Genomic DNA, 15738 nt, shown 5'->3' on the forward strand with positions numbered 1-15738 from the left:
GGATGCTGGTGGTGGAGACGATTGGTAAGATCCGTCGCGCCTACTTTGTTGATGGTCGTCCGATCAAGGCGATCTGCCGAGAACTTGGCGTATCGCGGAAGGTGGTTCGCAAGGTCATTCGTTCTCAAGCGACGGAGTTCCGGTACGAGCGCGAGACGCAGCCGCTCCCGAAGATGGGTGCCTGGAGTGCCGAGCTTGATCGGTTGCTGGCAGGGAATGAGAGCAAGGCGGCGCGGGAACGGCTGACGCTGATCCGGCTATTCGAGGAACTCCGCGGCCTGGGTTATGCCGGCGGCTATGATGCGGTTCGTCGATACGCCCGACGGTGGACCAAGGAACGCGGCACCTCGACAGCGTCGGCTTATGTGCCGCTGAGCTTTGCACCAGGCGAAGCCTACCAGTTCGACTGGAGCCACGAGGTGGTCCTGCTGAGCGGCACCACGGTGATGGTGAAGGCTGCTCATGTTCGGCTCTGTCACAGTCGCATGCTGTTCGTGCGGGCCTATCCGCGGGAGACGCAGGAGATGGTGTTCGACGCCCACGACCGGGCATTCGCCCTGTTCAAAGGCACCTGCACCCGCGGCATCTACGACAACATGAAGACCGCGGTGGAGACGATCTTTGTCGGTAAAGGCCGTCTCTACAATCGCCGCTTCCTGCAGATGTGCAGCCACTATCTGGTCGATCCGGTCGCCTGTACGCCAGCGTCGGGCTGGGAGAAGGGGCAGGTCGAGAACCAGGTCGGGCTGGTCCGGGAGCGCTTCTTCACGCCGCGGCTGCGGTTCAAAAACCTCGACGAGTTAAACGCCTGGCTGCTCGACAAGTGCATCGCCTACGCCAAGGCTCATCGCCATCCGGAGCTGGTCGATCAGACGATCTGGGACGTGTTCGAAGCCGAACGCCCCAAACTCGTTCCCTATGCCGGCCGCTTCGACGGCTTCCATGCGGTGACAGCATCGGTCTCGAAGACCTGCCTGGTGCGCTTCGACAACAACAAGTACTCGGTCGCAGCCAGTGCAGTCGGACGACCGGTCGAGGTTCAAGCCTATGCCGATCGCATCGTGATCCGTCAGGATGGACGTATCGTTGCCGAGCACCCGCGATCCTTTGGCCGCGGCGATACCGTCTACGACCCCTGGCATTATGTGCCGGTGCTCGCCCGCAAACCCGGCGCCTTGCGCAACGGTGCTCCCTTCAAAGACTGGGTGCTGCCGGCCGCGATCGAGCGGATCCGGCGCAAGCTGGCCAGCACCGACGATGGCAATCGGCAGATGGTCGACATCCTCACCGCGGTGCTGACTGACGGTCTGTCCGCGGTGGAAGCGGCTTGTGCCGAAGCGCTCAGTCACAGCGTCCATTCCGCCGATGTCGTTCTCAATATCCTGGCCCGTCAACGTGAACCCGCCCCACCGGCCAACATCATGACGCCGGCCGCACTGACGCTCCGTCATGCACCGATCGCCGATTGTGCCCGCTACGACAACCTCCGGAGGACCATCTGATGGAACGAACCCAAATCTTCGACCTCATGGGCGAACTTAAGCTCTACGGCATGAAGGCTGCCTTCGACGAGATCATGGCAACTGCCGTCAAGCGCCAGCACGAGCCTCAACGCATTGTCGGCGACCTGCTCAACGCCGAGATCAACGAGAAGCAAGCCAGGTCGATCAAATACCAGCTCACCATTGCCAAGCTGCCGCTCGCCAAGGACATCGCCGACTTCCAGTTCGACGGCACGCCGATCAATCAGACTCTCGTCAATGATCTCGCTGGCGGCGGCTTCATCGCCCAACAACGCAACGTCGTGCTGGTTGGCGGCACCGGTACAGGCAAAACCCACTTGGCCATTGCCATCGCCAGAAGTTGCATCCGCGATGGCGCCAGAGGACGCTTCTACAACGTAGTCGACCTCGTCAACCGGCTCGAGACCGAGACCCGCAACGGTCGGCAGGGACGGCTCGCCGAGCATCTGACCCGCATGGACTTCATCGTTCTCGACGAGCTGGGCTATCTGCCGTTCGCGCAATCCGGCGGTCAGCTCCTGTTCCATCTCATCAGCCGGCTCTACGAGCGCACCTCCATCATTGTCACCACCAATCTTGCGTTCGGCGAATGGCCCAGTGTGTTCGGTGATGCCAAAATGACCACCGCGCTACTCGACCGATTGACCCATCACTGCGACATCGTCGAGACCGGCAACGACAGCTGGCGATTCAAAAGCCGCGACGATGTTCAAACAACCCGCGCTCGCGCCGTCTCCGCAACCCCGACCAGCTCCGACGACCCGAGCGCTACCAGCAGAGCACGCCGATCAAAGGGGTCTGCGCGGCGGCGATCAGGGTGAGACTCCAGCGACAATCAAGGTGAGACTGCGCCGATGGGGACGGACCGAAGGGAGGGCGCAGCCCGACCGGAGGACCGTCCCCATCGGCGTCGCGCGTTTTTGGACCCGTCTGGCGGCCGGGTGCGGCTGGTGCAAGCTGTTGGTTCGTCTCGACAAGAGGGAATCGATGCCTTGCCTGGCCTCCACATCACCGACCACCAGATGAGGCTGTACATGACGTACCGACTGACACTGTCCCCCGAGGCCGCCGCGGCCAAGGCGGGGTTCTCGAAGGCAAGCGCGTATCGAATCGAGGGCGATTGTCGCCCGCCATCGCAGAAGAAGACGCCGAGGGGCCGGCGCCGGTCCGATCCGCTCGGGCAGTATTGGGACGCCGAGATCGTTCCGATCCTGAAGGCTGCGCCCGGCATCCGCGTGATCGGCGTGCTGGACGAGCTGCGCCGACGGCATCATGACTTGAACCCGAACATCCGCCGCACGCTGGAGCGGCGCATCAACGCCTGGCGGGCGCTCAACGGCCCCGAACAGGACGTGATCTTCCGCCAGCAGCACGAGCCCGGCCGCCTGGGTCTGTCCGACTTCACCGACGTGAGCGCGCTCGGTATTACCATCGCGGGTGAGCCGCTCGATCACCGGCTCTATCACTTCCGGTTGGCGTTCTCCGGCTTCGAGCATGTCCATGTCGTGCTCGGCGGCGAAAGCTTCGTCGCCCTGGCGGAGGGCTTGCAGAACGCGCTGTGGGCGCTTGGCGGCGTGCCGCGGGAGCATCGCAGCGACAGCCTGTCGGCAGCATTCCGCAATCTGGCCGCCGACGCACGGGGGGATCTGACGCAGCGCTACGCCGGGCTGATGGGCCACTATGGCATGGCGCCAACGCGCAACAATGCGGGCATCGCACATGAGAACGGCTCGATCGAGAGCGCGCACGGCCATCTCAAGCGGGCACTGGAAGATGCGCTGTTGCTGCGGGGGACGCGCGAGTTCGCCAGTCTCGATGCGTACCGGGCTTTTGTCGACGAGATTGTCGGCCGGCGCAACGCCAACCTCGCCAAGCCGATCGCGCTCGAGAAGGAGGCCTTGGCGCCGCTGCCAAAAGGCCGCACGACCGACTTCGAGGAGAAAGTGATCCCGGTGACGTCGTCAGGCGGCTTCATCCTGCGGCGCGTATTCTACACCGTGCCTTCAAGATTGATCGGCCATCGCCTGCGTGTGCGCATCTTCGACGACCGGCTCGAATGCTTCCTTGGCGTCACGCCGGTCGTGACGCTGCGGCGCGGTCGGCCTGTGTCCGAGAGCCAGGGCGGTCATGTTGTGGATTACCGGCACGTCATCCATGCCCTGCGGCGCAAGCCGATGGCGCTCCTCAATCTCGTTTATCGCGACCAACTCTTCCCGCGTGCAGCTTACAAACGTCTGTTCGAGACCTTGCGGGAGCATGGTGATGACCGGCGCGCCTGCAAGGTGACGGTCGAGCTTCTGGCGCTGGCTCACGAGCGCGCCTGCGAAGCAGAACTCGCCGAGGTGATCGCGATGGATCTGGACGCCGGACAGTTACCCGATCTTGCCGCGCTGCGCGACCGCTTCCGACCCGAGGCGGCCTCGATCCCGCGTGTCGCCGTCAAGCTGGCGCCGCTCGACGTCTACGATGAACTCGCCTCCGTCAGCGTCATGTCGGGCCGCTCGAACCTGGGAGAGGCAGCATGACCGGTATCGCTACCTCCGTCGATGCTGCCCGTGTCGAGCTGCTTCTCAATGAGCTCCGCCTGCCGGGCGTCAAGGCGATCTGGCCGAAGCTCGCCGCACAGTCGGACAAGGAAGGGTGGCCTGCCGCCCGCTTCCTCGCCGCCCTTGCCGAGCACGAGGCGGCCGATCGCACCCGCCGTCGGATCGAGCGACACATGGTGGAAGCGCGTTTGCCCGCCGGCAAGACGCTCGCCACCTTCGACTTCGAAAGCGTGCCGATGCTATCAAAGGCACAGGCGATGGCGCTCGCCGCTGGCGACGCCTGGTTGAAGGCCGGCGCCAATTTGCTCTTGTTCGGTCCACCCGAGTCCGATTCATACTGCTCACCTCGCTATGCCGTTATAGTTCAAGCTCTCTTTGGCGCAGATCGTCGGACGGCGGCCGCCGGAAGCGTCGCGCCTGCGCGGCCTTCTTGACCTCGGGTTGCTCCAGATCAAGCGCTTTGATCACCCAAGGTGCGCCTTTGCACAGCTGGTGCGCAGGTAAGCTCTGCTCCGCGATCAGACGGTGAACCGTCGATGGGCTGACCTGCAAGGCTGCGGCGGCTTCATCCAGAGTGATTTCTCCTCTCTCCTTGCGTTCGCCCTCTCGGTAGGGCGCGATAGCCTGCTGGTTGCGCAAGTGGCAAACGCGGGCGCGGGTCCAATTGTTACCCCGCCCCGTCGACTTGCCGGCCCGGTTGAGGACTGCCGCGATCGTGTTGTCGGGCATCTGCCGTGCCAGAACACGCACGAGATCGATGGCATCCGCGGACGTCCTCCAGCGGTGTTGACCCGTACGGTTCTTCCTGGTCTTCAGTGCTGTATGATCGCCGCCCTGCCAGTGGATGACAAGCTCGATCGCCTCATCGTGGACGCGCACAACGATCTCGCGGATCACAGTTCGGATGATCCGCTTGCGCGTCGCAGGCGTCGCCCCAGGGCTGTTCCAGGCTCGCTCCAAATCGGAGCCAAGCGCGAGTAACCGCTCGCGATCCGCCTCGCTCAGAGTCGTCTCCGGCTTGGCTAAAAACGCCCCGCGCTCATCCTCGAGCGCGCGGACAGCCAGCAGGCGTTCATTCCAACGCCGCTCCAACTCGCCAGCTACCAAGCGATGGTCGGGATCGACGGCCTCATAGTGCCGACGAGCACGAGTGGCCTCATAGCGCGCTTGCTCCAGAGCCAGTTCAAGTTGGCGCAGCTTCTCGGCGTGCTCACGGCCGCGAGCCTCCATGGCAGCCAGCGCAGCCTTGACACCGAGCGGCTGCAAACGTGCGATGACTTCCGCGCTGATTGCGCGATCCACGCGCAGGCCGCCGAATGAGATGCACGGATCTCCGCCATGGTTGATCTGGCTACCGCGGCAATGATAACGCCCAACAGTGCCGTGCGTGCCACTGTAGGCAACGTGAAGTTTGCGACCGCAGTGACCGCAACGAAGGAGCCCTGCAAGAAGGGCCTCGCCGCAGCGGACCGAGCCACGACTCATGAAGCTCTTCCCATTGGCGTTATCGGTGATCAAGCGCTGATTCCTCTCGAACTCCGCCCACGTAATGTAGCCCTCATGGTGATCCTTGATCAAAACTTCCCAGTCGCTGCGCTCCCGCCGGAAGCCCCGCACGATCCTCTTGCGGCCGGCCTCGATCGTCACCCGACTGCCCGAGCGCCCGAAGGCGTAGGCGCCAGCATAGATGGGATTGGTAAGGATGTGATAGATCGTATTGTAGACTGGTAACTTCCACTCGACGTGGCGACCCTCGGGGCCATGGCTGACCGCGGGCAAAGTGATTCGTTCTTGCCGTAACCACAGGTGGACCTGGCGAAGTGTCTGCATCTCAGCAAACCTGGTGAACACGAGTGCGAGCGCCTCCTGAATGCGCCGATCAGGGTCCTTCTCGATCCGATCGTGGGAGACTTTGAGATAACCGATTGCAACGTTGAGGAAGAGCTCCCCCCTGCGGGCCTTCTGCTTCAAGGCTTCAAGCGAGCGCTGCCGAAAGATAGACAGCTCCATCTCGCTCATTGTGCCCTTCATGCCGAGCAGAAGGCGATCATTGGGGTGGCGCGGATCATAGACGCCGTCCTCATCGGCGATCAGTGTTCCGACGAGCCCGCAGAACTCCAGGAGCGTATGCCAATCCCTGCCGTTGCGGGCCAGCCGAGAGGCCTCAATCGAGACCACAGCGCCAACTCGCCCTTCGCAAATGGCGGCAAGCAGCTTCTCGAACCCGGGACGCGTGGTGCCGCCACCAGAGCGACCGAGATCATCGTCGATCACGACCACCTCGCTCCAGCCCAGCTGCCGCGCACGGTCGGCCAAGCCGTACTGGCGGCGCTGGCTCTCTCGGTTGTTGATAACCTGGTCGGCCGTCGACTGACGAACGTACACGACGGCCTGGCGAGCAAGGTGCTCAGGCGTGATCTTGCTCACCGCTGTCCTCCCGGTTCACGTCGTTTGCGTCGACCGCGCTGTCGGTGAGTGCTTCGGTCAGAAGCTCCTTCAACAGCTCCAACATTTGCTGGTGGGCTTCGATTGGAATGCTGCTGTATTTTGGAGGGCTCCCGAAAAGATCCCCCTGACGACGTGATGCGTCCGCCATGACCGCCTCCTCGCGATTGGGACGATTCCCTGGGAGAGGAGGCTAAGACCGCGTCGGCAAGAACGCGCGCCTCCAGCAGACGATCCACCGGAAGCCGCGGATCAGCCGTCAGTCGGAAGGAAGCGGCGGCGGGGGCCGTCATCCATGCCGGCAGAAGCGTTAACGTCGCATCAGGTTGTCTGATAACAAAATGCGTCTCACTCCCGAGCCGCTTGCGGGCGACAACGACGACTAACGCTCCACATCGCGGATGAAATGGGTAGAGGATCTCAACCTCAGATCCCAGACACCCGGCATTATGACGCTGGCCCGCCGGGCGGCGGCAAGACCCATCTCGGCACGGCGATCGGCCTGGCTCTCGTCGAGAACGGTTGGCGCGTTCTCTTCGCGCGCACCACTGATCTGGTGCAACGGCTGCAGGTCGCGCGGCGCGAGCTGGCGCTGGAGTCCGCGATCGCCAAACTCGATCGCTATGACCTCCTGATCCTCGACGACATCACATATGTGAGCAAGGATCAGGCGGAAACCAGTGTGCTGTTCGAGTTGATCGCCGCCCGCTACGAACGACGCTCGCTGCTGATCACGGCCAATCAGCCATTTGGCGAATGGGGGCGTATCTTCCCGGACCAGGCAATGACGTTGGCTGCCATCGATCGTTTGGTCCACCACGCCACGATCCTCGAGATGAACGTCGAAAGTTACCGTCGAAAAGTTGCCCTCGATCGCAAGCGCGGTCCAGGCCGGCCACCTGTTCACACGACCCCCAACGAACTCGACAAGACTGTGATTGACGCTGGCAGCGCCGCTTGATTGTCGCGCAGCGTCAATCAACGCTTGCCAAGTAGGCGGCCAGCGTCAATTATCTCCTGACTCGGCCGCCTCGTCTCATCTTGATTGACGCGCCGCTCTCATCCTGATTGTCGCGCTATAGGGGTCCCTTTTGGATGCCGATAGGGGGTCCCAGTCGAACGCCGATTGACAGCTAGTCTCGACAAGACCGACGACTACGTCTGCCGCGAGCTCGAGGACGATGGCGAGGATCCCTCGGCTTCCAAGAGGCGTTTCCAGGCCAAGGCCAAGGCCGGGGGGCAGCGGCGACGATCGCGGGTTAGATCTCGGCACCTTCAACCGCATGACCGACCAGCGGCATTCTTCGCGGCAGCGGCTCGGCGCGGAGCGGGTCAAAGTGGATGCTGAGCTAGACCGCGCTGACCACGAGCCCAGCTTGGGGGCAACGGAAACCCATCCAACAGCACCCGCGCGGATAGTGATCGGCCACAAGGGGCCGGGCACCTCAGCCACTCAATACAGCGACACCTACGCGAACCAGGAACACTGGGCATTGTCCGGCCGTGACGACCGGGAGCACGAGGACGACAACGGGCTTGGCGACCTTGACGGCATGGCGGAGCAGATCGGGACGGCTTGGGGAGGGATGCTATGGAAAGAACCGAAAGAGCAGCCCTGGCGCAGACGTCATGCGGTTCAGCTCGCTTGCCAATTGCCCGAGTATCAAGAGGACGCACTGCTCGTGTTGCGCCTAGCCGAGCAGCTTGTGACTGGCTTCCTGTTTGAGGCCGAACAGGATGTAGACACGTGGCCGATAATGTCGGTAGTGCACCGTCTTGAGCCGCGAGATCGGGTGTGACGTAGAATCCGCAAAAGTACGCCGCCGGTCTCAGAAAAACGTGCCCGGCGGCGTTCATTCCTTAAACCTGGGCCCTGAATATTTCCCAAGCGCGAGCAAACGTCAGTGCAGTGCCCAAGTTGCTATTTTTTCCCGCCGGGTCACGCTCGTGTGACGTGTTCACAGTAAGTGGAAGAGGAGCCGGCGCCAGGGCCCGCGCGCCAGGCTCCTCCCCGAAACGCGACCGCGTTGCGTCCCCATCGGTCCCGTCCCGAAGGAAGCGTGCGCCAATCGGGTTGCTCATTTGCTAACGGGTTCGAGGCGGCCGGCTAGGAACCTTTCGTGTTTTTCTGCCTAGGAGGTTCGGGCCAACTTTTCGTTGGCGGAGGTGGAAAGATGTTGAAGCGCTCCTGGACCGCCGAAGAAATCGAAAAGTTACAAGCTATGGCGGGCAAATTACCCGCTGGCAAAATTGCCGAGCAATTGGGCCGCGGTCCGATGGCCATCGCAATGAAGGCGCACCAGCTCCAGATATCTTTGCGAACCAGCGGCGACCGTCCCCCGCCGCGAGTACCCAAAGAAACGGCCCCAGCGAGGGGTACAAGCTGAGGCCGAGTTGGGCACGCTAGGTTCATCGTCCGGTACCGCTGGCCGGCCCGAACCTGCGATAACTGTAGCCGTCCCGCCCATGTTCCAAATAGAAACGGCCCCAGCACTTCTGGGGGCTGGGGGGCCAGTGCTGGGGCCGTCACTTGATCCGCCGATTTGTCTCTTGGAGGTCGGCAGCTTCGATACTGCATCCCTCTCTGATCTTCCCGCAATAGCCTGCGTGCAACAGTGACCTCGTTTCCCGCTGCGAGCATTGGCCGGGCTGGGAATACCGTTGTTGCTGACCTCTCATCTCGCCGCTGTGCTGACCGGACTGGTCGTGGTCGGTGTGGGGACGTTCTTTGCGCAGGCGGCTGCGACCGGATTTGTCGGGCGTGCCGCGCAGAAGAATCGCGGTGTGGCGAGCGGGACTTAACTGGCATGCTATTTTTTCGGCGGGCTGGTTGGCACTGCGGTGCTCGGCCAACTATTTGATCGCTTCGGATGGTCGGTTTGCGTGGGAGGCATTGTGCTGCCGCTCGCGTTGGCGGCGGTCATGACCCTCTATCTGTGGAACAGGAGGTCGGTGGTTCAAGCCCACCCAACTGTACCAGCTAAATCAACAACTTGCCATAATCTTCGCTCGAAGCCAAAACTACTAGCTACCACGGCGACGGAAACGCGGTCTGCTTCTAAAAGCAATCGTTCGCAATGACTGGGTCACAGGTTCGAGTACTGCTTGCGACTTCACTCAACCTGATGAATTGCTCTCGAGTCGTTGCGCGATTCGCGCCGGTGATAAGGTGAAGAGCGCAAGTCAGTCCCGTCGACCGACGGCAAGCGAATTCCCTACGCGGTCGTACCATATCGCGGCGGCCCGTCAAGGCAGCGTCCACCCGGTTTGCAATGCGCTATCGGTAGCGAGCCAACGACGTTCATGGAAAAGCAAGCCAGGCGAAAAAGATCGTGAGTTTCTTCGAGCGTCTAAAGACAGAAGCATCCGCTGAGTGGCGGGCCTACACCGAGCATCCCTTCACGAACGGATTGGCAGACGGCTCGCTCCCCGAAGCGGCGTTTCGTCACTACCTCGCTCAGGACTACCTGTTCCTCATCGAGTTTGCTCGCGCCTACGCGCTCTCGGTCTATAAGTCGCCCAAACTTGCCGACATGCGTGAAGCAGCTGCCGGCCTCTCGGCTATCCTTGATGTCGAGATGAATCTGCATGTGAAGCTCTGCGCCGGTTGGGGTCTGTCCCCGGGCGACCTTGAACAAACCCCTCCGGCGGTCGAGATGCTGGCCTATACACGCTACGTGCTCGACGTAGGAATGCGCGGCGATTTGCTGGCACTCAAGGTGGCGCTTGCCCCCTGCGTGATCGGGTACGCGGAGATCGCAACGCGGCTCTCCTCGCGACCCAATGCGGACGCTGCGACGAACGCCTATCGCGTTTGGATCGCCGAGTACGCTGGCGCGCCGTACCAGGAGGTCGCGGCGAAAGCGCGGGCGCACATGGAGCATCTCGCCGATCTCTACGCCACACCGGCCCGCGAGGCAGAGCTGATTGCGATCTTCAAGGAAGCCACCCGACTCGAGGCAGACTTCTGGGAGATGGGCTGGCGCGCAGGGCAGCGTGTTGAATAGGCCCTATCTGCGCTCGATCAGTACCGGCCGCGGCCGGTCTTTTCGTTTGGCGCGGCTTTTCTTGATTGTGCTGGCATCGGCTGGCCTAGTTTGTGTTCCTGAATCACGGATAGTCACATTTTCATTTTGATTAGACCGCGGACGAACGCTGGTCATGCGACTTTCGTCTCGCGACATGCGCAGCCTGCCATAAAGCGCCGCCATAACGGCTTCAAAGCTGTCGAGGCGCATTCGAGTGAAGAGACGATCCGAAACGCGTAGCTTCTTTCTGTCCTTCGTCAATGGAAGGGTTGCGGTTGGCAGAAGAAAATAATCGCGAATGCGGCTGTTGCCGCTGTCCATTCGAATCAACAGTGTTAGTTCGGCCCTTTGGTACTTGAGCCTCCGGACCTCCCACCGACGCGATCTGGTGTCACCGTCCGAGACGGCGCGCGCCACCGCAACTGATACAGTCAATCCGCCGGAAATCGTAATAAAGTACAGCTCGTGCAAAAACGAGGCGTTCACGCCGCGTCCCCTGAGATTGATGATGATGTCATCGACTACAGAGCAGATCGTGCGATCAATTTCTGCCGCGACCTCCAAAAAGCGGTACCGAGCCTCAGGCCTGTAGCCAACAAGTTCGTAGGCCCTCATTAACGACCCAAATCTGTTTGTGTACCCTATCCGCACGGAAGATGTTGTCCCCGCGGGGACTTCCGACCCTGACATCGCATCAAATGCGGCCGGCGACATTGTCGAGATCAGGAGTGCGCTCGTCGCGATTCGCGACGAATCGCTGGCCTCCAGGACGAGACGCTCAAGCGTCGACGACCATGACACGACACGAGCTTGCCACGGATTGAACCAGGCAGCATCGATCACGCCTGAAGATGGGCGGCTCAAGCCTGGGTGCCGCGCTTGATCGGCGTCACCTGGCCGACAAACGATTAGGCCAATGACCTCTTGAATTTAAGCCGACTTCCCTAGCTCTTTGTTGTCGATGCCAAGAGGAATACCAACAGGGGACGCGGTACCAGCCGGTAAAAAGTAAAACAGTGGGGTTCCAGTAGCAGACCCGTCCCCGCCGTTCCGGTCTCCACAATCGCCTCGACCGGAATCGAACTCGGTTCCGACCTGGAATTTCCGCTGGATCGACCTGGCAGCAATGGGGTCTTGTCATGAATAGGCCATCCATTGCCCTACGTTCCAGAACAAGACACTTAGTTCGTGCCGGATAGCTTCGGGGCGACCCGCACTCGGATGCCGGATTGTGGGCCCGAAAGTACATGAACCTGCAACCAGATCGTTATGAGTGGTCAGGCTGACCTGAGCGTGCAATCCGGCGAGGCGTTCTCCGCGCCGCAAGGGGATTGTGCATGATCCAATCCGTCTGCACTCATCGTAGGCAGGGCGAACGGCCCTTTGAGCGGAAGTAGCCGCGGTAGCGCAGAGCTTGGCGAAGCAACTCCAGCGCAGCTAGTGATCGGCATGCAGGGAAACGCTCCGGCCCCACCAGATCCAACGACAAAAGCTCCGGCCGGAAGGCGTGGGCGTGTTCTGCGGTGCCCGCTAAATTCGGAATTGCCACTACGGCTTCACCAGGATCGCGTCGACCATCCTGTTTATCGCTTCGCGCGCATTCAACCGCGCCTTCGGACTGGACTTAACCAATTGGAGAATGACATGACCGTGCACCTCAACCAGCATCCGATCGACGGTCTCCTCGATCGATAGGTCGCCGCGGATTTCGCCGAGCTCCTTGCCTTCCGTAAGAAGCTTGATCCAGAACCGGCGCTGTTTATCGAAGCGTTTGCTTTGAACCGTTTGGACTTCAGGGTCGCGGGTGCTCATTGCGACATAGTTTATCCAGAAATTCCACCAGCGCTCCTTGGGCGACTGCAATGCGTAGGATAAAGCAATGCGGCGAAGCTGGGCGGCTGGCGAGCCCTTATATTGATCCCAGTCATCCGGCAATTCATAACCAGCTTCCAGCGCGGCGGCGATCAACGCTTCCTTGCTACGAAAATGATACGTGATGGTACCCAGGCTTACCTTGGCAGCATCGGCAACTTGCCGCATCGTAAGGTTCTCTATCCCTGAATCCGCGATGAGGTCATACACCACGCCTGCAATGTATTTCTGTTGCAATTTTCCACGGGTTTCGGGCTGTGGCACCCGTTTGAGGGAATTGACGGCCATTTGCGATGTTACGCTCGTTCCTCAGGTGGGCACACTTAGCCTGTCAGTGTCGTGTGCGGAATAGCGTCCGCAATTCATTCTTGGTTACCTTGCCGGTGCTGTTTCTCGGCAATTGACGCAAGAACACCACGTGCTTCGGCTTTTTATAGCTCGCAAGCTCAGAGGCACACCATCGAATCAACTCGTCCTCAGTGAGGATAACATCCGCCTCAGGCTCAATGAACGCAGCAACGGCTTCTCCGTAAACGTCATCGGGCACGCCTACGACAGCGGCGTCGGCAACCCCGTTATATCGGAGCAGCACGTGCTCGACCTCTTTGGAGTAGATGTTATACCCGCCCGACAGCACCATGTCTTTCTTGCGGTCGACAATGTAAAGAAATCCGTCCTCATCGAAACGGCCGATGTCGCCTGTCTTGAACCAGCCTTCCTGGAAGGCGTCTCGCATCGCCTGCGGTTGATTGAAGTAAGTCCTGAACAGCAAGTACTGTCCGGGCAAGCCGCATCTCACCCAAATCTCGCCTGCTTCGCCGCTGTTGACCGTCCGCCCGTCCGGATCAGCGAGGCGCATTTCGACACCGGGGGTTACGCGACCGACTGAAGCCCCATGGTCGAATTGTTCGTCCGGCTTGAGCATTGCCAGCGACCCTGCCTCTGTCATCGCGAAAAATGAAAATATCTCAAGCGTCGGCAACGCTGAAAGTAAACGCCGCTTGATCTCAGCTGGAAAAGCCTCGCCCGTTGCGACCAGCACGCGCAATGAACTGAACCGGGTCGGTTCGGCCTCGATGACTGGCAACATCATTCGTCCGACGGTCGGAACGATCGAAATCAAACTGATCTTTTCCGCCTCGATCAGTTGCATCGCTTCATTCACGTCAAAGCGAGGCATAATATACAGCGTCGCGCCCAGCACTGCCATATTGCCGACCCGTGCAAATGCCGTGCGATGCGCAAGTGGCGTCGTCACGACGATGCGATCATCGGGCGACAGCTTCCAGTACATGGCGTTCAGGAAGCCGTTTCCAACGATATAGTTTGCCTGCGTGGTGATGACGCCTTTTGGGTGTCCAGTCGTGCCGGACGTGTAGGAAATCATGCAATCATCATGCTCGGGAGGTAGTTCGATTGGTTCCGGCTGACATGCGAGCATCGACGCAATAGAAAGTTCAGCCGAGCCGCCGGAAGGCCCGATCACGAAGCGGCGGACGACGGCTCCGCCACAGATATTCTCGACCACCGCACGCTCGTCTTCACTGAAGAAAACCGCAGCCGGCGTCGCGTCCGCAAAGATGGTCGCAATCTCGTTGGCTGACAATCGCATGTTGATCGGCATTGCCAGCGCGCCACTCTTCACAATTGCGAAAAAGACTGTGACGAACTCGCAGCAGTTGGGCAGGCACATTGCCACCCGATCGCCGATGCCAACGCCCGACTTGCGCAATGCCGTCGCTATACGATCGCTGTCCTCGTGCAGTTGACGAAACGTCACGCGGGTTTCGCCGCAGACGAGTGCAGATTTGTCGGGAAAAGCCTGCGCTTGCGCAGCCAGATAGGATGTAAGCTTCACGGCCCGACCCTTACAGGAGCGAAGTCAGGATAGACGGTGTCGTCGTCTAGCCGGTCCCAGCGAACCTCGACCGGCATGCCGATGGAAACTTCGTCCTCTGAACAATCGACGAGATTGCACAGAAACCGCACTCCCTCCGCGAGGTCGACATAGGCGCAAAGGTAAGGCGCCCGCGCCTCATGACCGGGCCAGGGCGAGCGCGTTACCGTCCACGAGTAGATTGTGCCCTTTCCCGAGGTCTCGCGCCATTCGATCGTATGTCGACCGGTATAGAGACTAATCGGCCGCGGATAATGCTGGTACCTTTGCGTCTGTGTGCAGAACTGCAGCATAAGCTTGCCGCGCTTAGCCCCGCTCCAAAACTCTTTGGTATCGAGATAGGAGCCGATCTTGGGCAGTGGGCGTTGGGGCTTGTTGTTATGTCCGATCATATCATTGCTCCAGGATCATCACGCCGGACGTGCACCAGTTGCGCGCATAGGGAATGCCGCCGATACCGGTCACCATGGCATTCTGAGTTCTCTTGATTTGACGCGGACCGCCGTCACCAAACATTTGCCGAACGGCCTCAACTAGATTAAGCCCGCCGCCCGCGAGTCCCGGTTGACCGGCAGATATCTGACCGCCTCCGGTGTTGAGCGGCAAATCTCCCTTGAACGTCATGTCCCGACTGAGGACAAAATCCGCACCCGCACCCTGTGAGCAAAAGCCGATCTGCTCAAGCTGCAACATGATGGCGATGATGAAATCATCATATGGATGAAACGACTGGATGTCCGAGGCTTTGAGCCCGGCCTGCTTGAGCGCCCGTGGACCGGCCTCGAGAAATCCGGAATCCATGATTTCAGTCATCGGCTCGGTCACCTTGTAGTGTGTCCTTTCCGCATAGCTTGTCGGATAGACCGCCTTGAGACCTCGCCTCGTCGCCTCTGCCGCGGACATCACCAAAACGGCATTCGCACCATCGCAGACCATGACGCTGTCCAGTACACGCAGCGGGTCCGAGACCAATTTCGAATTCAGATAGTCGCGCTCGGTCATCGGCTTGCGCAACCGCGGGCAGGCATTGTCATTCAAGATTGAATGCTGGCGCTGAGTGACCGCCAGCTTTGCCAATGCGTCCCTGTTCAGGCCGTAAAGGTGGTCATAGCGGCGCATGATCATGCCGAAGGCACCGACTGGTCCGCGCAAGCCGGTTGGATATTGAAACTCGTGGCGCTGTGCCCCCTGCTCCGGGGTCGTGCCACTGGATTGCGCGTCGGCTGCAAGGACCAACGCAATCGAGCACATGCCGCCGCGGATCGCCATTGCAGCCCGCGCTACGCCGCCGATGCTCGATACGCCGCCCAATCCCATCAGTTCGAGCCAGCTCGGCGAGATGCCCAGTACGTCAGCCATGTACTGCGCCCAAAATGGATTAGCGCTCTCGCTCATAGTTTCTGAAACGGAAAGCCCATCGATTTCAG

The 15738-nt window shown here is 60.7% G+C and carries 12 protein-coding genes and 3 pseudogenes; 8 read left to right on the top strand and 7 right to left on the bottom strand.

What is annotated here, in order from left to right:
• Nucleotides 1–2 precede the first annotated feature (2 nt).
• From istA (V5279_RS05955) to V5279_RS05970, 4 genes and pseudogenes are all read left to right on the top strand, one after another.
• Nucleotides 3–1502: an IS21 family transposase gene (istA, locus tag V5279_RS05955; protein WP_166309211.1), complete on the top strand. Its 1500-nt coding sequence runs from the start codon at nt 3–5 to the stop codon at nt 1500–1502.
• Nucleotides 1502–2344, top strand: a complete 843-nt coding sequence (gene istB, locus V5279_RS05960; protein WP_338695820.1) for an IS21-like element helper ATPase IstB — start codon at nt 1502–1504, stop codon at nt 2342–2344. The genes istA (V5279_RS05955) and istB overlap by 1 nt, the downstream gene beginning before the upstream one ends.
• A 171-nt stretch (nt 2345–2515) precedes the next feature.
• Nucleotides 2516–4048: an IS21 family transposase gene (istA, locus tag V5279_RS05965; RefSeq protein ID WP_422389058.1), complete on the top strand. Its 1533-nt coding sequence runs from the start codon at nt 2516–2518 to the stop codon at nt 4046–4048.
• Nucleotides 4045–4392, top strand: a pseudogene (locus V5279_RS05970) (ATP-binding protein); the annotation flags it as partial. The gene istA (V5279_RS05965) and the pseudogene V5279_RS05970, both read left to right, overlap by 4 nt.
• A gap of 34 nt (nt 4393–4426) precedes the next feature.
• Here the strand turns inward: V5279_RS05970 and V5279_RS05975 are convergent.
• Complete coding sequence (locus tag V5279_RS05975; RefSeq protein ID WP_173640842.1) at nt 4427–6496, bottom strand: recombinase family protein; 2070 nt, start codon at nt 6494–6496, stop codon at nt 4427–4429.
• Nucleotides 6477–6665: a hypothetical protein gene (locus V5279_RS05980; RefSeq protein ID WP_207835012.1), complete on the bottom strand. Its 189-nt coding sequence runs from the start codon at nt 6663–6665 to the stop codon at nt 6477–6479. The genes V5279_RS05975 and V5279_RS05980 overlap by 20 nt, the downstream gene beginning before the upstream one ends.
• A 306-nt stretch (nt 6666–6971) precedes the next feature.
• Between V5279_RS05980 and V5279_RS05985 the strand changes: the two are divergent.
• From V5279_RS05985 to tenA, 4 genes and pseudogenes are all read left to right on the top strand, one after another.
• Nucleotides 6972–7475: pseudogene (locus V5279_RS05985) on the top strand (ATP-binding protein); the annotation flags it as partial.
• A gap of 322 nt (nt 7476–7797) precedes the next feature.
• The gene (locus tag V5279_RS05990) at nt 7798–8313 is read left to right on the top strand and encodes a hypothetical protein (protein ID WP_338695822.1); all 516 of its coding nucleotides are present in this window, start codon (nt 7798–7800) and stop codon (nt 8311–8313) included.
• Between the two features lie 838 nt (nt 8314–9151).
• Nucleotides 9152–9451, top strand: a pseudogene (locus V5279_RS05995) (MFS transporter); the annotation flags it as partial.
• A 395-nt stretch (nt 9452–9846) separates the two neighbouring features.
• Nucleotides 9847–10521, top strand: coding sequence for a thiaminase II (gene tenA / locus V5279_RS06000; RefSeq protein ID WP_338695824.1), 675 nt, complete (start codon nt 9847–9849; stop codon nt 10519–10521).
• A 3-nt stretch (nt 10522–10524) separates the two neighbouring features.
• On the opposite strand, the gene V5279_RS06005 is transcribed toward tenA, so the two are convergent.
• The 5 genes from V5279_RS06005 to V5279_RS06025 all read right to left on the bottom strand — a co-directional run bounded on the left by V5279_RS06005 (nt 10525) and on the right by V5279_RS06025 (nt 15670).
• A complete protein-coding gene (locus V5279_RS06005) occupies nt 10525–11157 on the bottom strand; it encodes a hypothetical protein (RefSeq protein WP_338695826.1) in 633 nt (210 codons plus the stop codon).
• Nucleotides 11158–12090: 933 nt separating this feature from the next.
• The gene (locus V5279_RS06010) at nt 12091–12702 is read right to left on the bottom strand and encodes a TetR/AcrR family transcriptional regulator (RefSeq protein ID WP_338695828.1); all 612 of its coding nucleotides are present in this window, start codon (nt 12700–12702) and stop codon (nt 12091–12093) included.
• Between the two features lie 43 nt (nt 12703–12745).
• Nucleotides 12746–14272: a class I adenylate-forming enzyme family protein gene (locus V5279_RS06015; protein ID WP_338695830.1), complete on the bottom strand. Its 1527-nt coding sequence runs from the start codon at nt 14270–14272 to the stop codon at nt 12746–12748.
• Nucleotides 14269–14703: an OB-fold domain-containing protein gene (locus tag V5279_RS06020; RefSeq protein WP_338695832.1), complete on the bottom strand. Its 435-nt coding sequence runs from the start codon at nt 14701–14703 to the stop codon at nt 14269–14271. The genes V5279_RS06015 and V5279_RS06020 overlap by 4 nt, the downstream gene beginning before the upstream one ends.
• 1 nt (nt 14704) lies before the next feature.
• Nucleotides 14705–15670 (bottom strand): thiolase family protein, encoded by a 966-nt coding sequence (locus tag V5279_RS06025; protein WP_338695834.1) that lies wholly within the window; start codon nt 15668–15670, stop codon nt 14705–14707.
• Nucleotides 15671–15738 lie beyond the last annotated feature (68 nt).

The sequence above is a fragment of the Bradyrhizobium sp. 26S5 genome, from assembly GCF_036923295.1.
GTDB lineage: Bacteria > Pseudomonadota > Alphaproteobacteria > Rhizobiales > Xanthobacteraceae > Bradyrhizobium > Bradyrhizobium septentrionale.